The 17,329-nt window shown below is 73.0% G+C and carries 15 protein-coding genes; 7 read left to right on the plus strand and 8 right to left on the minus strand.

All coding sequences use genetic code 11. From position 1 onward, the window contains the following. Window positions 1–68 precede the first annotated feature (68 nt). The 6 genes from O7598_RS03395 to O7598_RS03420 form a co-directional block, all read right to left on the minus strand. Window positions 69–1,244 (minus strand): ROK family protein, encoded by a 1,176-nt coding sequence (locus O7598_RS03395; protein WP_269694719.1) that lies wholly within the window; start codon window positions 1,242–1,244, stop codon window positions 69–71. Window positions 1,245–1,275: 31 nt separating this feature from the next. Beyond that, the gene (locus tag O7598_RS03400) at window positions 1,276–2,535 is read right to left on the minus strand and encodes a sugar ABC transporter permease (protein WP_269689970.1); all 1,260 of its coding nucleotides are present in this window, start codon (window positions 2,533–2,535) and stop codon (window positions 1,276–1,278) included. Then, on the minus strand, window positions 2,532–3,350 hold the full coding sequence (locus O7598_RS03405; protein WP_269689971.1) for an ATP-binding cassette domain-containing protein: 819 nt from the start codon (window positions 3,348–3,350) through the stop codon (window positions 2,532–2,534). Before O7598_RS03405 ends, O7598_RS03400 begins: the two co-directional genes overlap by 4 nt. A 107-nt stretch (window positions 3,351–3,457) precedes the next feature. Continuing rightward, window positions 3,458–4,561, minus strand: coding sequence for a sugar ABC transporter substrate-binding protein (locus tag O7598_RS03410; RefSeq protein WP_269689972.1), 1,104 nt, complete (start codon window positions 4,559–4,561; stop codon window positions 3,458–3,460). Window positions 4,562–4,749: 188 nt separating this feature from the next. After that, window positions 4,750–5,229, minus strand: coding sequence for a Cys-tRNA(Pro) deacylase (ybaK, locus tag O7598_RS03415; RefSeq protein WP_269689973.1), 480 nt, complete (start codon window positions 5,227–5,229; stop codon window positions 4,750–4,752). 51 nt (window positions 5,230–5,280) lie between these two features. After that, window positions 5,281–6,513, minus strand: a complete 1,233-nt coding sequence (locus O7598_RS03420; protein WP_269689974.1) for a THUMP-like domain-containing protein — start codon at window positions 6,511–6,513, stop codon at window positions 5,281–5,283. Between the two features lie 256 nt (window positions 6,514–6,769). On the opposite strand from O7598_RS03420, the gene groES reads away from it, so the two are divergent. The 3 genes from groES to O7598_RS03435 all read left to right on the plus strand — a co-directional run bounded on the left by groES (window position 6,770) and on the right by O7598_RS03435 (window position 10,593). Then, window positions 6,770–7,084, plus strand: coding sequence for a co-chaperone GroES (gene groES, locus O7598_RS03425; RefSeq protein WP_088998427.1), 315 nt, complete (start codon window positions 6,770–6,772; stop codon window positions 7,082–7,084). 70 nt (window positions 7,085–7,154) lie between these two features. Then, a complete protein-coding gene (groL, locus tag O7598_RS03430; protein WP_269689975.1) occupies window positions 7,155–8,801 on the plus strand; it encodes a chaperonin GroEL in 1,647 nt (548 codons plus the stop codon). A 124-nt stretch (window positions 8,802–8,925) separates the two neighbouring features. Continuing rightward, window positions 8,926–10,593 carry a sulfite oxidase gene (locus O7598_RS03435; protein ID WP_269689976.1) on the plus strand — a complete coding sequence of 556 codons (1,668 nt, stop codon included), beginning with the start codon at window positions 8,926–8,928 and terminating at the stop codon, window positions 10,591–10,593. 437 nt (window positions 10,594–11,030) lie between these two features. On the opposite strand, the gene O7598_RS03440 is transcribed toward O7598_RS03435, so the two are convergent. Continuing rightward, window positions 11,031–11,414 carry a WhiB family transcriptional regulator gene (locus tag O7598_RS03440; protein ID WP_269689977.1) on the minus strand — a complete coding sequence of 128 codons (384 nt, stop codon included), beginning with the start codon at window positions 11,412–11,414 and terminating at the stop codon, window positions 11,031–11,033. A 252-nt stretch (window positions 11,415–11,666) separates the two neighbouring features. Here O7598_RS03440 and O7598_RS03445 point away from each other — a divergent pair, with 252 nt between their 5' ends. Next, window positions 11,667–12,482: a helix-turn-helix transcriptional regulator gene (locus O7598_RS03445; protein ID WP_269689978.1), complete on the plus strand. Its 816-nt coding sequence runs from the start codon at window positions 11,667–11,669 to the stop codon at window positions 12,480–12,482. A gap of 12 nt (window positions 12,483–12,494) precedes the next feature. Here O7598_RS03445 and O7598_RS03450 read toward each other — a convergent pair whose 3' ends face one another. Further along, a complete protein-coding gene (locus tag O7598_RS03450) occupies window positions 12,495–12,899 on the minus strand; it encodes a DUF5319 domain-containing protein (RefSeq protein ID WP_269689979.1) in 405 nt (134 codons plus the stop codon). Between the two features lie 197 nt (window positions 12,900–13,096). Between O7598_RS03450 and guaB the strand changes: the two genes are divergently transcribed. The 3 genes from guaB (at window position 13,097) to O7598_RS03465 (ending at window position 17,276) form a co-directional block, all read left to right on the plus strand. Next, entirely contained in the window at window positions 13,097–14,659 is a 1,563-nt protein-coding gene (gene guaB, locus O7598_RS03455; RefSeq protein ID WP_091066024.1) for an IMP dehydrogenase, read from the plus strand. 36 nt (window positions 14,660–14,695) lie between these two features. After that, a complete protein-coding gene (locus O7598_RS03460; RefSeq protein ID WP_269689980.1) occupies window positions 14,696–15,817 on the plus strand; it encodes a GuaB3 family IMP dehydrogenase-related protein in 1,122 nt (373 codons plus the stop codon). A 61-nt stretch (window positions 15,818–15,878) separates the two neighbouring features. Next, window positions 15,879–17,276 (plus strand): M1 family metallopeptidase, encoded by a 1,398-nt coding sequence (locus O7598_RS03465; RefSeq protein WP_269689981.1) that lies wholly within the window; start codon window positions 15,879–15,881, stop codon window positions 17,274–17,276. The last annotated feature ends 53 nt before the right edge of the window (window positions 17,277–17,329 follow it).

Raw genomic sequence — 17,329 nt, forward strand, 5'->3', positions numbered from 1 at the left:
CTACGCGGGGTCACGCGGACGGCCGAGCCGACCGGCCGTCCGCACCTTGGTACGGATCACCGGGCCGATCAGTTCAGCGGGTCGGCCAGGAGGCGTTCGAAGGCCAGCTCGGCGGCGCCGATCAGCGCCGCGTCGTCGCCGAGTTCCGGGGTACGCAGCCGCACGTGCTCCAGGCAGGCGGGCAGGCCGTTGCGGTTGAGCCGGCTGCGCACCTGGGCGGCGGCGGCCAGGTAGAGGTCGCGCATGGTGCCGCCGAAGATGACCATCTCCGGGTTGAAGATGTTGACCAGGTTGGCCACGCCGAAGCCGAGCCAGTCCCCGGCCTGCCGGACCGCGCTCTGCGCGCGGGCGTCCCCACGGTCGGCGGCGTCGAAGACGGCGAGCAGCGCGTCCCGGCCGCGTTCGTCGGCACGGCCGGCGGTGCGCAGCAGCCCGTGCTCGCCGATCTCGGTCTCCCAGCAGCCGTTCCGGCCGCAGTCGCAGCGCATGCCGTCGCGGACCACCACCATGTGGCCGACCTCGCCGCCGTAGCCGCCGTGCCCGGTCAGTCGCCGCCCACCGGCGATGATGCCGGCGCCGACGCCGACGTCGCCGTACAGGTAGATGACGTTGTCGCAGCCGGTGGCCGCGCCACGGGCGTGTTCGGCGTAGGCGGCCACGTCGGCCACGTTGCCCACGGTGATGGGCACGTCGATGCCCAGCTCGGCGGCGAGCGCCCCGCCGATCGGCTCGTCCACCCAACCGGTGGTCGGGCTGAGCCGCACCAGCCCGTCGTCGCGGCGGACCATGCCGCACACGGCCACCCCCGCGCCCACGCACAGCGAGTCCGGCGGCACCGCCTGGTGCATCTCCTTGACCGCGCCGGCCAGCAGCGGCGCGGCCTCCCCGGCGACCAGGTTGCGCGGCCGGTCCAGCTCGCGACGATCGAGCACCTCGCCGCCGAGCCCGACCCGTGCGGCCCGCAGCCGGTCCACCTCGACGCTGTACGCGTACGCGTACACCCGTCCCGACTCGGGCCGGACGACAAGTGACGGTCGTCCGGCCCGGCCGGTCTCCTTCGGCGTCCCCTCGCTGACCAGACCGGCGCCGGCCAGGTCGGCGGTCAGCGCGCCGATGGTGCTGCGGTTCAGCCCGAGCGCGGTGGTCAGCTCCGCGCGGGTGGTGGCGCCGTGCACGTGCACGTAGCGGAGCAATGCGCCCAGGTTCTGCCGGCGGATCTCGTCCTGACTGGGCCCCGCGCGCATTGCCACTGCCATGGTGTGTCCGTACCCGGGATCAGCGCACGCCGGTGGCGGCGGCGCGCCGCCGCGACAGCGCGTCGATGGTGGCGGCGGCGAGCAGCACCACGCCGGTGACCACGTACTTGACGCCCGAGCTGTATCCCATCAGTCCCATACCGTTGTCGATCACCGCGATCACCGCGCCGCCGAGCACGGCGTCGAGGACCCGGCCCTTGCCGCCGAAGAGGCTGGTGCCGCCGATCACCGCCGCGCCGACGGCGTAGAGCAGCACGTTACTGCCGCCGGTGTTGGGGTCGACCGAGTTGGCCCGGCTGGCCGCCACGATGCCGCCGATGGCGGCCATTCCGGAGCAGATGACGAAGACGGAGATGCGGATCTTGTCCACGTTGATGCCGGCCCGGCGGGCCGCCTCGGCGTTGCCGCCGACCGCGTAGATGTGCCGGCCGTAGCTGGTGCGCTGGAGCACGAACGTCCAGACGACCAGCAGCAGCGCGATGATCGGCACCACGATCGGCACGCCCTTGAGCGAGACCACCAGGACGTTGCGGCTGCGCTCCAGGTTGAGCACGTAGACCGCGACGCCGAGGATCACGGCGAGGCCACCGATCCGGGCGGCGACCACCGCGATCGGGTCGGTGAGCAGGCCCCGCGCGGACCGGTTGCGGTGCCGCAGCAGCTGCACGGCGGCGTACCCGCCGACGGCGAGCGCGGCGAGCGTCCAGCCCAGCACGGGCGCGAGGTTGCGGTTGGCGATCGCGACCAGCACGTCGTCCCGGACCGCGATGTTGGCGCCCTCGTCCATCAGCGTCAGCACGACGCCCTGGAAGGCGAGGAAGCCGGCGAGCGTCACCACGAAGGAGGGGATGCCGACCTTCGCGACCAGCAGGCCGAGCACGACGCCGATCACCACGCCGGTGACGACGGCGGCGAGCGTCGCCACGTACCAGGGGTAGCCGAGCACGGTGACCACGTTGGCCAGGATCGCGGCGCAGACGCCGCTGGCGAAGCCGGCGGAGAGGTCGATCTCGCCGAGGAGCAGGACGAAGACCAGGCCCATCGCGATGAGCGTGACCGCCGCGCCCTGGGTGAAGAGGTTCGCCAGGTTGCCGGCGGTGAAGAACGACGGGCGGGCGATCGAGAAGCCCACCGCGAGCACGAGCAGCATGATCACGGCGGGCAGGGCGCCGATGTCGCCACCGCGTACCCGGCGCCAGTAGTTGCTCACGTGGCTGCCCACGGTCGGCGCCGGGGTGACGCTGGCCGGGCCTTCCTTCTTCACGGCGGTGGCGGTCATCGGACGGCTCCTGGGGTGATGTCGGCGGGCGCGGCGCCGGTGCCGTTGCTGCCCGGCTCGCCGGTGAGGCCGAGGTCGCCGGAGCGACCGGCGGTGATCAGCTCGACCACCTGCGAATGGGTGATGTCGGTGGTCTTCACCTGGGCGACCATCTGGCCGAGGTAGAGCGCGGCGATCCGGTCGGAGACGGCGAAGACGTCGTTCATGTTGTGCGAGATGAGCACCACGGCCAGACCCTTGTCCGCCAGCCGGCGGACCAGCTCCAGCACCTGGGCGGTCTGCGCGACGCCGAGCGCGGCGGTCGGCTCGTCCAGGATGACCAGCTTGCTGTTCCAGAGCACCGCCTTGGCGATCGCCACCGTCTGCCGTTGCCCGCCGGAGAGGCTGGAGACGTGCTGGCGCAGCGACTTGACGGTGCGCACGCTCAGGCCGGCCAGGGTCTCGGCGGCCATCTGCTCCATGGTCGGCTCGTCGAGCACGATGCCGCTGCGCTTCTCCCGGCCGAGGAACATGTTCTGCACGATGTCGAGGTTGTCGCAGAGCGCCAGGTCCTGGTAGACGACCTCGATCCCGAGCGCGGCGGCGTCCCGGGGGCTGTTGATGCTCACCGGCCGGCCGTCGAAGAGGAACTCGCCGGCCTCGGTGGGGTAGATGCCGCTGATGCACTTGACCAGGGTCGACTTGCCGGCGCCGTTGTCGCCGACCAGCGCGGTCACCTCGCCGGGGTGCGCGGCGAAGGCGACGTCACGCAGCACCTGGACGGGACCGAAGCTCTTGTCGATCCCGCGTAGCTCCAGCAGGGGGGTTGCGGACACGGGGGGTCTCCTTTGGGCGGAGGGAGGTCTCGGATCCCGTCCGGCGAGGGCGCCGCCCGGCACGGGAGTCGTCCCGTGCCGGGCGGCGCCGCCTGAGGCGGGGTGGGTCAGCTCACGCCGGCGTCGGTGCAGAGCTTGGCGAACGCACCGGTGCAGAGCTCTTCCTTGGTGACGTAACCGTCGGCCACGACGTCCTTGACGTTGTCCTTGTAGATGGCCTTCGGCTCCAGCAGCACGGCCGGCACGTCCCGGTTGCCCTCCGGGTCCTTGACGGTCTGGCCGGTGTCCTTCTTCTCGCCCTTGGCGAGCGCGATGGCCAGCTCGGAGGCGGCGTCCGCCTCCTTCTTGACCGCCTTGTAGACGGTCATGCACTGGTCACCGGCGAGGATGTTCTGCAGGCCCTCCTTGGTGGCGTCCTGACCGGTCACCGGGACCTTGCCGTTGAGCTTGTTCTTCTTCAGCACCGAGATGGCCGCGTTGCCGAGGCCGTCGTTGGCGGCGAGCACACCGTCGATCTTGCCGCCGGCCTTGGTCAGCTGCTGCTCGAAGATGGTGGCGGCCTGCGCGTTGTCCCAGGCCGGCACCGGGTCGTCGGCGACCTTGGTGTATTCCTTCGCGTCGAACTTCGGCTTGAGCACCGAGTCGTACCCGTTCTTGAACAGGGTGGCGTTGTTGTCGGTCGGCGAACCGTTGAGGTACGCGATCGACGGGTTCTTGGCGCCCTTGTCGGTCAGGCACTTGCTCAGGCCCTCGCCCTGGAGCTTGCCGACGGCCTCGTTGTCGAAGCTGACGTAGTACTGGGCGGAGCCGCCCAGGGTCAGCCGGTCGTAGTCGATGGTGGCGACGCCCTGCGACTTGGCCTTGTCGAGCACGGCCTTGCCGGTGCCGGAGTCCAGGTTGACGATCATCAGCACGTTCACGCCGTTGGTGATCATCTGGTCGGCGATGGTCTGGAACGCGGTCTTGTCGTTCTGCGCGTTCTGGATGTCGGACTCGACGCCGGCGGCGTCGAAGGCCGCCTTGAGGAACTTGCGGTCCGCGCCCTCCCAGCGGGCGGAGGACTTGCTGTCCGGCAGGATCACGCCGATCTTCGGCTTCTTGTCGTTCGAACCGCCGGCCTGGTCGGAAGAACCGCCGTTGTCACCACAGGCGGCCATGCTGCCGGTCGCGAGGAGACCGACGGCCGCGAAGGTGAGGAAGCCCTTGCGCATGTGCACGGGTCCTTTCGGGGGGTGGGGGGAGTTGCGTCCAGTGTTTTGTTGTGTCCGGCAACGTATTCCGCGCTTCCCGCGCTCCGCAAGAGTGCCGAGGTCAGAAGTTTGTTGGCGGCGGTAACAATTCAGCAACGCGGTTGTCACCTCACCGACACCGGCTGCGGAAACGCTCCCAGACGTCCGGTTCAGCCGGCCGCGATCGGGGCGGTCACGGCCCCGGTCAGCGCCACCAGATCGGCCGGCGCAAGCTGCACCTGGAGACCTCGGCGGCCGGCCGAGACATAGACGGTCGGGTGATCCAGCGCGGACGCGTCGACCACGGTCGGCAGCGCCCTGCGCTGCCCGAGCGGGCTGATCCCGCCCCGCACGTATCCGGTCGTCCGCTCGGCCACCGCCCGGTCCGCCAACGCGGCCCGCTTGCCGCCGACCGACGCGGCCAGCGCCTTCAGGTCCAGCTCCCCGGTCACCGGCACCACCGCCACGGTCAGCCTGCCGTCGACCTCGGCGACCAGCGACTTGAAAACCCGCTCCGGTGGCACCCCGAGCGCGGCGGCGACCAGCGCGCCGTAGTTCGGCGCGTCCGGCGACACGTCGTACGGGTGCGTGGTGTGCGCGATCTTCCGCCTGGTCAGCAGCGCGGTCGCCGGAGTGCCCTGTCCCGCCATGAGGGTCAAGCTAACCCGGCGACCGCCGCCCGGCGAGCCGGAACCGTCCGGTCAGCCGGCGGTCGGCACCGGGCGGCAGATCAGCACGGTGGGCGCGCCGGCCACCCGGGTCAGCACCAGGCTGGCCGCCTCGTCGCCGGCCAGCCGCAGGTCGCGGCGCAGCTTCTCCGGCTCCAGCGCCGACCCCCGCTTGCGGATCTCCACCCGGCCGACCCGACGTTCCCGCAACAGGGCACGTAGCCGCTTCAACGAGAACGGCAGCACGTCGGTGATCTCCAGGCAGCGGGCGAACGGCGTCGACCTGGGCTCGTCGGCGTACAGGTAGGCGATCGTCGGGTCGGCGAGTGTGGCGTCGAGGTCGGCGGCCAGCTCCGCGACCAGGTGCGCGCGCACCACCGCCGGGTCCGGGTCGTAGAGGAACCGCCGGACCGGGCCGACCGCGGCGTCCTCCGCGCCGGTTCCGGTGAGGTGATAACAGGGGGCCCCGCCTCTACCGGAGGCGTTAACAGGGGGCCCTTCCTTCTCCCGCAGCACTGTGGCGCGGCGGGGGACGCCGGCGAGAGGGCCGCACCAGAGCGCGGCCTCCACCAGGTCGCCGTCCACGCTCACCCACTCGGCCTCGGCGCCGGCCGGGATCAGCGCGTGGTCCAGCCCGGGCGCCACCTTGACCACGGTGTGCGGCACCCGCGCGGCCAGCCCGGTGACGAAGTCCCACGGCGGGGAGTAGGCGTTCGGGTCGAAGATGCGGCGACCGGTGCCGGCCCGCCGGCGCGCCGGGTCGCAGAACGCGCCGTCCACCCGGCGCACGTCGAACGCGGTGGCGTCGCCGCACTCGATCGTGACCAGATCCGCCAGCCCGGCCGCCTCGGCGTTCGCGGCGGCCATCGCGGCGGTCACCGGGTCGGCCTCCACCCCGTACACCCGGATGCCGGCGCGGGCCGCGGCGAGCGCGTCGGCGCCCAGCCCGCAGCCCAGGTCGGCGAGGCGGGTCACGCCCGCGGCGCGCAACCGGGCGGCCCGCCGGTCGGCGACCACCCGGCGGGTGGCCTGCTCCAGTCCGGCTCGGGTGAGGAGCATCCCGGCCGCCGCCGCGCCGAACTTGCCGGCGGCCCGGCGGCGCAGCTCCGCCTGGGTCAGCGCCGCCGCCGCGAGTCCACCCGGGATCTCGGCCGAGCGCAGCGCGGCCGCCGCCGACAGCGGGTCGCCGCCGGCCACCTCCGCCGCGGCGGCGAGCGCGGCCGACCCCTCGGGGGTACGCAGCGCGGCGAGCTGGTCGAGATCCACCCGACCATTCTCCCGACCCGGTCCGGCGGCGACACGGTGGGCGCGACGCTGGCACTCTCCTTGACGGAGTGCTAGCCGAGGAATAACCTGCGATTAGCACTCTCACCCTGAGGGTGCCAACCTCCGGGCCCTGGTGTCCGGCGGTTGAACGCCAGGCGGACCGGCACCCGCGACGACGGCCCCGCCCGGTGGCATGTGGCAGATTGACGCTGGTCGGCACGCCGACCGGTAACGACACCCAGTACCCCAGGAGGGTATGCCCGTGACTACCGCGACCAAGGTTGCGATCAAGCCGCTCGAGGACCGCATCGTGGTGCAGGCGAACGAGGCCGAGACCACCACCGCCTCGGGCATCGTGATCCCCGACACCGCCAAGGAGAAGCCGCAGGAGGGCACCGTCCTCGCTGTCGGCCCGGGCCGGATCGACGACAAGGGCAACCGCGTGCCGGTCGACGTGAAGGTCGGCGACACCGTTCTCTACTCGAAGTACGGCGGCACCGAGGTCAAGTACGCCGGCGAGGAGTACCTGGTGCTCTCCGCCCGCGACGTCCTCGCGGTCATCGAGAAGTAAGCAACCGATCAGTGTCGTTGCCCCGGTCCGGCTCGCCGGGCCGGGGCAACGTCGCTTCGAAGGGATACTGATGGCAAAGATCCTGAGCTTCTCGGATGACGCCCGGCACCTGCTCGAGCACGGTGTCAACGCCCTCGCGGACGCGGTCAAGGTCACCCTCGGCCCCCGCGGGCGCAACGTCGTCCTGGACAAGAAGTTCGGTGTGCCCACGATCACCAACGACGGCGTGACCATCGCCAAGGAGATCGAGCTCACCAACCCGTACGAGAACCTCGGCGCGCAGCTGGTCAAGGAGGTGGCGACCAAGACCAACGACGTCGCCGGCGACGGGACCACCACCGCGACCGTGCTGGCCCAGGCCATGGTCCGCGAGGGCCTGCGCAACGTGGCCGCCGGCACCAACCCGACCGGCCTGAAGCGGGGCATCGACGCGGCGGCCGCCAAGGTCTCCGAGGCGCTGCTCGGCAAGGCCGTCGAGGTCGCCAGCAAGGAGTCGATCGCGCACGTGGCGACCGTCTCCGCGCAGGACGCCGCGATCGGCGAGCTGATCGCCGAGGCGATGGAGCGGGTCGGCCGCGACGGTGTGATCACCGTCGAGGAGGGTTCGGCGCTCACCACCGAGCTGGACGTGACCGAGGGTCTCCAGTTCGACAAGGGCTTCATCTCGCCGAACTTCGTCACCGACGTGGAGGGGCAGGAGTCGGTCCTGGAGGACCCGTACATCCTGATCACCACGCAGAAGATCTCGGCGATCGAGGAGCTGCTGCCGCTGCTGGAGAAGGTCCTCCAGAACAACAAGCCGCTGCTCATCATCGCCGAGGACGTCGAGGGCCAGGCCCTGTCCACGCTGGTGGTCAACGCCATCCGCAAGACCGTCAAGGTCTGCGCGGTGAAGGCGCCCGGCTTCGGCGACCGCCGCAAGGCGATGCTGCAGGACATGGCGGTCCTGACCGGCGCCGAGCTGGTCGCCCCGGAGCTGGGCTACAAGCTCGACCAGGTCGGCCTGGAGGTGCTCGGCACCGCCCGTCGCGTCGTGGTCGACAAGGAGAACACCACTGTCGTCGACGGTGGCGGCCAGTCCACCGAGGTCGCCGACCGGGTCGCCCAGATCCGCAAGGAGATCGAGGCGTCGGACTCCGAGTGGGACCGGGAGAAGCTCTCCGAGCGTCTGGCGAAGCTCTCCGGCGGCATCGCGGTGATCAAGGTCGGCGCGGCCACCGAGGTCGAGATGAAGGAGCGCAAGCACCGCATCGAGGACGCCATCGCCGCGACCAAGGCCGCGGTCGAGGAGGGTACGGTCCCGGGCGGCGGCGCCGCGCTGGCCCAGATCCTGCCGGTGCTCGACGACGACCTGGGCTTCACCGGCGAGGAGAAGGTCGGTGTCTCGATCGTGCGCAAGGCGCTGGTCGAGCCGCTGCGCTGGATCGCCCAGAACGCCGGCCACGACGGTTACGTGGTGGTGCAGAAGGTCGTCGGCCAGGAGTGGGGCACCGGCCTCGACGCCGCCACCGGCGAGTACGTCGACCTGGCCAAGGCCGGCATCCTCGACCCGGTGAAGGTGACCCGCAACGCGGTCTCCAACGCCGCCTCGATCGCCGGCCTGCTGCTCACCACCGAGAGCCTCGTGGTGGAGAAGCCGGCCGAGCCGGAGCCGGCCGCCGCCGGCGGGCACGGCCACTCGCACGGCCACGGCCACCAGCACGGCCCGGGTTTCTGACCCGAGGAGTAAGGCCCGACGTCGGGGCACATCGCCGAGCCGGCGGTGTGCCCCGACGCCCATCCGCTTACGGAACGCTGACGAGATTGGCAACCGGCCCGACCGGTCGACCACACTGGGCCGGGTGAGCCCGATCTCCCGCCGCCACGCGGCACTCTCCGGTGTCGTCGCCGCCGTGGTGGCGCTCGGCGTCGCCGAACCGGTGGCCGTCCTGACCGGTCCCCGGTCCGCCCCCCTGATCGCCGTCGGCGGCCTCGTGGTCGACCTGGTGCCCGAGCCGCTCAAGCAGTTCGCCATCGACGTCTTCGGCAGGTACGACAAGATCGCGCTGCTGGTCGGCACGGCGCTGCTGCTGGGCGGCTTCGCGGCGCTGCTCGGCCTGGCCGCGGCCCGACGGCTGGCGTTGGGCCTGGCCGGCATCGCCGCGTTCGCCGCGCTCGGCGTGACCGCCGCGCTGACCCGGCCCGGCGCGGACGGGTTCGACGCGCTGCCGTCGCTGGTCGGCGCCGGTCTCGGCGGGCTGACGCTCTGGGCGTTCGTGGCCGGCCCGCTGCGGGCCGACCGCGCCCCGGCGGGCACCGGATCGGCGTCGCCGGCCGGGCCTCCGCTGCCCTCGGCGATGCCGGAGCCGGCGTCCCGGCCCACGCCGCCACCGTCGGTGGCCGCCGCGCTCGCGCGCGAGGAGGAGCATCCGGGCGGCTGGGAGCCGATGGAGGGCGGTGACCAGGAGTCGCGGCGCCGGTTCCTGCGCGGCGCCGGCCTGTTGACCGGCGCGGCGGCGGTCGCCGGCCTCGGCGGGCACTGGCTGGCCGGCCGACGTGGTGTGTCGGCGGCGCGGGAGGCGGTGACGTTGCCCGCCCCGGCGGTGCCCGCCCCGCCGGTGCCGGCCGGCGCGGACCTGTCCCTGCCCCGGCTCGCTCCCTACGTCACCCCGAACCGGGAGTTCTACCGGATCGACACCGCGCTGGTGGTGCCGCAGGTGGACCCGGTCACCTGGAAGCTGCGCATCCACGGCCGGGTCCGCAACCCGATCGAACTGAGCTTCGACGAGCTGCTGGCCCGGCCGATGGTCGAGCGGTACGTGACGCTGGCCTGCGTCTCCAACGAGGTGGGCGGCGATCTGATCGGCAACGCCCGCTGGCTCGGCGTGCCGATCAAGGAGCTGCTGGACGAGGCCGGCCCGGAGGAGGGCGCGGACCAGGTGGTCGGGCGGTCGGCCGACGGCTGGACCTGCGGCACGCCCACCTCGGTGCTGCGCGACGGGCGGGACGCGCTGCTCGCGGTGGGGATGAACGGCGAGCCGCTGCCGGTCGAGCACGGCTTCCCGGTGCGGATGGTGGTGCCCGGCCTCTACGGGTACGTCTCGGCGTGCAAGTGGTTGACCGAGCTGGAGCTGACCAGCTTCGCCGACTTCGACGCGTACTGGGTACCGCGCGGCTGGTCCGCCCAGGGCCCGATCAAGACGCAGTCCCGGATCGACACGCCCCGGGCCCGCAGCCGCCCGTCCGCCGGCCCGGTGACGGTCGCCGGCGTGGCGTGGGCGCAGCACCTGGGCGTGCGCCGCGTCGAGGTACGCGTCGACGACGGCCCCTGGCGGGAGGCGACGCTCGCCCCGGCGGTGTCGTCGGACACCTGGGTCCAGTGGTCGTGGCGCTGGGACGCCACCCCCGGCGAGCACACCCTCCAGGTACGCGCCACCGACGCGGCCGGCGAGACGCAGCCGGAGCGGCGCAGCCCGGTAGCCCCGGACGGCGCGACCGGCTGGCACACCGTCAAGGTGACCGTGGCCTGACCGCGTGGTCTGGCCGTGGCCTGACCGGGCGGGCGGGTGGTCGGCGCGTCAGCGGCTCGGGCGGCGTGCGGCCGTGCTGTTCGGTGGACCGCCTTTGGAGCTGATATCGGGAACGACTCAGGTACCAACCCGCCGTGGGCGCTCGGCAGCGGGTTCCGGAGCCCGGCCATGGGCCGGAGGCGAGCGCTCGGGTCGCGCTCCGGGCTCGCCTCCGGACGGGCCCGAGGCCACGCCGGTCTGGTCTGAGTCGTTCCCGATATCAGCTCCAAAGGCTGTCATCGAGGGACCTCCACCGGGGCGCCGCCAGCGGCGGCGATGCCGGGCCGCGGAACCAGGGCGTGACGCGGCACGATGTCGGGCCGCGGAACCAGGGCGTGGACGCGACACGACGCCGCGCCCCCGGGGTCGGAGGCGCGGCGTCGAGGCGTGCGGAGGGGTCAGGCGACCTTGCGCTGGTCGGGGACGGCGGTCTTGTGCGCGCGGCCCAGGCGGGCCTCGAGCCGGGCGACGTCCACCCGGGACTGCCGGCGGTCGGCGGCGTCCTCCCAGCCGAGGGCGAGCAGCCGCAGCCGCTCGGACTCGCTGAACCCGCCCCAGACGCCGTACGGCTCACGGACGGCGAGGGCGTGGGCGGCGCACTCGGCGCGCACCGGGCAGGTGCCGCAGACCGTCTTCGCGCCGGTCTCGCGGCGCAGTCGGGACGAGCCGCGCTCGCCGTCCGGGTGGAAGAACTGGGCGCTGTCGCGGCCCCGGCAAGCGCCGAGCCGCTGCCAGTCCCAGAGGTCGACGATGGGTCCAGGCAGCCTACGTACGTTCGACATCAGCACCCCTCCTCCCGCGCGGCACCGCGGAGAATGTTCGTGGCCAGCTACCGGGCGGCGGTCCGCGCGGGATGCCGGTTCCGGATGAACGACTCGGTACCCGAGCCGTCCCCGGCTCACACATCTGTGATCGAAAACCTCGGACAGTCCGTGGCATATGCCCCATCTGTCGGAAAAGTTCGGATGATTGCTCGGAACCCCCACCCGACCCCACCCGCACGTGGTCTGCTCTGAGTCGGAGAGGAGACCACAGTGCGTAGCGTTCTTGTATGCGTTCGGACACCATTGGCGGCCCAGCATCTGACCTCCGCGGCGGCGCGGCTCGGGCTGTCCGGCGTCGTCCGGACGGCAGTCTCCGATCCCGAGGTGATGTTGCGGCTGGCCGAGCGCCCGGTCGACGTGGTGCTCGCCGACACCGCCCTGACCCGACCGGACAGCCCGGGCTTCGTCCGTCGGGTGCTCGCCCGCGCGCCGCAGGCCGCGGTGCTGCTGCTCGGCGCCGAGGAGTCGGAGGCGGCGGCGGCCACCATCAGCGCCGGGGCGCGCGGTCTGATCCAGAATGCCGACCACGACCTGACCAGCGCGGTGGCGAAGGCCCTGCTGCTGCTCTCCGCCCCCGGACGGACCAACCGGCACCGGGTCGCCGACACCGCCCGGGACGCGGCGGCGGTCGGCGGGCCGACCCGGGCCACCGCGCCGGGGCGTACCCCGGGCGGGCCGGGCTGGCCGGCGGCGGCGCCGGTGGACGCCGCGGGCCTGCCCACGATGGTGCCGGTGCAGCGGGGCGAGGACGCCAACGACCCGGCGGCGGAGGGTTCGGAGACGCCCCAGCCGAGCCCGGGCCAGCGCCCGGCGCGGACGCCGCGCAGCGCGATCGGGCTCACCGAGCGTGAGCTTCAGGTGCTGCTCGGCATGGCGGAGGGCAAGAGCAACGCGGAGATCGGGCGGGAGCTGTTCGTCTCCGAGGACACCGTCAAGACGCACGCCCGGCGGCTGTTCCGCAAGCTCGGCGCGCGGGACCGCGCGCACGCGGTGGCCGCCGGTTTCCGGGCCGGCCTGGTCGCCTGAGCGGCGGCCGGATCACTCCTGGGCGGTGTCGTCCGTGCCCTCGGTGAGCGTGTCGTGCACGCCGTCCGCGTAGCCGCGGGCGTAGTCCCAGCTCACGTAGTGGTCGGGATCGGGATCGTAGGCCGGCTCGTGCACCCGGGGACGCCCCGAGTTGAGCAGGTGACGCAGGTTGCCCCGGAGCAGGTCCCAGTCGAAGTAGTGCGGCTCGCGGCAGTCCTCGCACTCGATCACCAGGCCGCGCACCCCGATCGGCTGGAGCAGGGCCTGGTAGATCTCCAGATCGGCGAGATCCTCCAGGACGTCCTGCCGCTCGACCTCGGTCAGCGGGTCGAGTGTCTCCTCCTCGCCGGAGTCGTGCAGGCCGGCAGCCGGATCGGCCGGGTCGCCGTTGAACGGGTCGATGGGCTCGTCGTGCACCCTCTCACCGTAGACCCCGCGCCGCCGGAAAGCCCGCCCCCGGCCGCGCTGTGGCCCGGCCTACCCCGGGCCCGCCGCTGCCCGGGACCGACCGGGCCAGTGGGTACGATGAGGCGACGCGCCGTCACCCCGGTGCGCGCCCCTGCCCGCGCGCGCCACCTCGCTGCAGCCCGTTCGACCAGCTCAGGGGAGCAATCGTGGAGAATTCGCCCAGCACCGAGATCCCGACCGGCCCCGACGGCGGCGAGCTGGGCGGCCATCTGCCCGAGCTGCCGGCCGGCTCCGCCCGGGTGGTGCCGCTCGGGCTGACCTTCGACGACGTGCTCCTCCAGCCCGGCGAGTCGGACGTCGTGCCCAGCCGGGTCAACACCCGCACCCGGCTCACCCGCAACATCGAGCTGACCGTGCCGCTGCTCTCCAGCGCGATGGACACCGTCACCGAGGGGCGGATGGCGATCGCCATGGCCCGTCAGGGCGGCATCGGCGTGCTGCACCGCAACCTCTCCGTGGACGACCAGGCGCTCCAGGTCGACCTGGTCAAGCGCTCCGAGTCCGGCATGATCACCAACCCGGTGACGGCCAGCCCGGACGACACGCTCCGCGACGTCGACGCGCTCTGTGGCCGCTACCGCATCTCCGGCGTCCCGCTCGTCGACGGCCAGGGGCAGCTGGTCGGCATCGTCACCAACCGCGACATGCGCTTCGTCTCCGACCCGGCCACGCCGGTCCGCGACATCATGACCCGGACCCCGCTGATCACCGCGCCGGTCGGGGTGAGCAAGGACGACGCGCTCGCCCTGCTGCGCCGGCACAAGGTCGAGAAGCTGCCGATCGTCGACGAGTCCGGCAAGCTGCGCGGCCTGATCACGGTCAAGGACTTCACCAAGAGCGAGCAGTACCCGGACGCCACCAAGGACGAGGCGGGCCGGCTCCGGGTCGCCGCCGCGATCGGCGTGGGCGAGGACTCCTACAAGCGGGCGCGCACGCTCGTCGACGCCGGCGTCGACGTGCTGATCGTGGACACCGCGCACGGTCATCAGCGGGCCGTGCTGGAGATGGTCGCCCGGCTCAAGCGGGACGTGACCATCGACATCGTGGGCGGCAACATCGCCACCTACGCGGGGGCGAAGGCCCTGGTCGACGCGGGCGCCGACGGCATCAAGGTGGGCGTCGGCCCGGGCGCCATCTGCACCACCCGGATCGTGGCCGGGGTGGGCGTGCCGCAGATCACCGCGATCATGGAGGCGGCCCGGGCCGCCCGCCCGGCCGGCGTGCCGGTGATCGGTGACGGCGGCATCCAATACTCCGGCGACATCGCCAAGGCGCTGGTGGCCGGCGCCGACACGGTGATGCTCGGCAGCCTGCTGGCCGGCTGCGAGGAGAGCCCCGGTGAGCTGATCTTCGTCAACGGCAAGCAGTACAAGGCGTACCGGGGGATGGGCTCGCTCGGTGCGATGCAGTCCCGCGGCCAGGTCAAGTCCTACTCCAAGGACCGGTACTTCCAGCAGGACGTCACCAACGACGAGAAGCTGGTCCCCGAGGGTGTCGAGGGTCAGGTGCCCTACCGTGGCCCGCTCGCCCAGGTCGCGCACCAGCTCACCGGCGGCCTGCGACTCGCGATGGGCTACGCGGGCGCGGAGAGCATCGCCGAGCTGCACGAGCGTGGGCAGCTCATCCGGATCACCGCGGCCGGGCTCAAGGAGAGCCACCCGCACGACATCCAGATGACCGTCGAGGCGCCCAACTACCACACCCGCTGACCTCTCCCTCCACCCCCGAACACATCTGGAGTCCCCATGCGTGACGTGGTCGAGATCGGGCTGGGCAAGACCGCGCAGCGCGGTTACCACCTGGACGACATCGCCATCGTGCCGAGCCGCCGCACCCGGGACGTCGACGACGTCTCCACCGCGTGGCAGCTCGACGCCTACCCGTTCGGCATCCCCTGCGTCGCGCACCCCTCGGACGCGACCATGAGCCCCGCCTCCGCGGTGCGCCTGGGCGAGCTGGGCGGCCTCGGCGTGCTCAACGTCGAGGGCCTCTGGACCCGCTACGAGAACCCCACCAAGATCCTGGAGGAGCTGGCCGGCCTCGGCGAGGACGCCCGGGCCACCAAGCGCCTCCAGGAGGTCTACGCCGAGCCGATCCGCCCCGACCTGATCGCCGAGCGGGTCCGTGAGCTGCGGGCCGGCGGCGGCACGGTGGCCGTCCGGGTCTCGCCGCAGCACACCCTGGCGCTGGCCCCGGTGATCCTCGACGCCGGCGTGGACATCCTGGTCATCCAGGGCACGCTCGTCTCCGCCGAGCACGTCTCCACCACCGACGAGCCGCTGAACCTCAAGGAGTTCATCGCCGACCTCGACCTGCCGGTCATCGTCGGCGGCTGCACCGACTACAAGACCGCGCTGCACCTGATGCGCACCGGCGCGGCCGGCGTGATCGTGGGCATCGGCGGCGACGACTGGTCGACCACCGAGTCGGTGCTCGGCATCCGGGTGCCGATGGCCACCGCCATCGCCGACGCCGCCGCGGCCCGCCGCGACTACCTCGACGAGACCGGTGGCCGGTACGTGCACCTGATCGCCGACGGCGACATGCAGACCTCCGGCGACATCGCCAAGGCGCTCGGCTGCGGCGCGGACGCGGTGATGCTCGGCGAGCCGCTCTCGCTCTGCGAGGAGGCCCCGGCCGGCGGCGCCTGGTGGCACTCCGCCGCCAGCCACCCGTCGCTGCCCCGGGGGGCGTTCGAGGTGGCCGGCGAGCCGATCGGCTCGATGGAGCGGCTGCTGTTCGGCCCCGCCGACGAGCCGGACGGCCAGCTCAACCTCTTCGGCGGCCTGCGCCGCGCGATGGCGAAGTGCGGCTACCGCGACCTCAAGGAGTTCCAGAAGGTCGGCCTGGTCCTGGACCGTCCCTGACGCGCCGCCGCTTCACCGCGACTCCACCGGCCGGCGCCGCCCGGTCACCTAGGGTCGGGGGATGGCGCACAGGCGGGTGTGGACGGCGGGCGTGCTGGCGGTGGCGCTCGCCCTCGGCGGGTGCACGGGCGGCGACGACGGCGACGGGTTCCGGCCCGGTGCCGCGGACGCCGGTGACCCGTACGTGCCGGGGGCCGGCAACGGCGGCTACGACGTCGGGCACTACGCGCTGGACGTCCGCTACGAGCCGGCGGACGACCGGCTCACCGGCACGGCCACGCTGACCGTCACCGCCACCCAGGCGCTGTCGCGGTTCCAGCTCGACCTGGCCGGCCTCACCGTGGACCGGGTCCGGGTCGACGGCGAGCCGGCGAAGCACCGGCACGACGGCGCGGAGCTGGTCGTGACGCCGGCGCGCGGGCTGCCGGCCGGGAAGCGGTTCACCGTGGAGGTGGCGTACGGCGGGGTGCCCCGGCCGCTGCCCGCCGCCGAGCTGGGGGACGGCGGGTTCCACCACACGCCGGACGGGGCGATCGCGCTCGGCCAGCCGGAGTCGGCCAGCACCTGGTTCCCGGTCAACGACCACCCGTCGGACAAGGCCACCTACGACGTCGTGGTCACCGTGCCGGACGGGCTGGCCGCGCTCTCCAACGGCGTCCCGAAGGGGCGGACGAGCGCCGGCGGCCGGACCACCTGGCGCTGGGCGGAGGGCTCGCCGATGGCCAGCTACCTGACCACGCTGGTGATCGGCGACTACCGGGTCACCACCGGCACGCACGCCGGCAAGCCGCTGGTCACCGCCGTCGCCGCGGCGCTGCCCGCGGACGGGCCGGCCGCCGCGTCGGTGGCCCGCACCGGCGAGGTCGTCGACTTCCTGGCGGCCCGCTTCGGGCCGTACCCGTTCGACGCGTACGGCGGCGTGGCGGTCGCCGACGACCGGATCCGGTACGCGCTGGAGACCCAGACCCGCCCGGTCTACGGGCCGGGCTTCTTCCGCAGCGGCCGGCCGAACACCGAGGTGGTGGCGCACGAGCTGGCCCACCAGTGGTTCGGCGACAGCGTGTCGGTGGCCCGGTGGAGCGACATCTGGCTCAACGAGGGCTTCGCCACGTACGCCGAATGGCTCTGGGCCGAACACGACGGCGGGCGGAGCGTGGCGCGGACCGTCGCCGACCGCTACGCCGCCACCGACTGGTCGAAGCCGTCGGTCGACCCGGGCCGGGCCGGGATGTTCGGCGACGCGGTCTACCAGCGGGGCGCGCTCGCGGTGCACGCGCTGCGCCGCGCGCTCGGCGACGAGACGTTCTACCGCGTCCTGCGCGGGTGGCTGGCGCAGCGCCGCGACGGCAACGCCACCACCGCGGACTTCATCGGGTACGCGGAACGGGCCGCCGGCCGGCCGCTGCGCGCGCTCCTGGACACCTGGTTGATCGGGGCGACGCCGCCGGGCCTGCCGTGACGCGGACGTGATCGACACTCGGTAGGCTGCCGCGGGCGGAACGGCCCGCGGGC

Source organism: Micromonospora sp. WMMC241 (assembly GCF_027460165.1).
In the GTDB taxonomy this organism is placed as follows: Bacteria; Actinomycetota; Actinomycetes; order Mycobacteriales; family Micromonosporaceae; genus Micromonospora; species Micromonospora humi.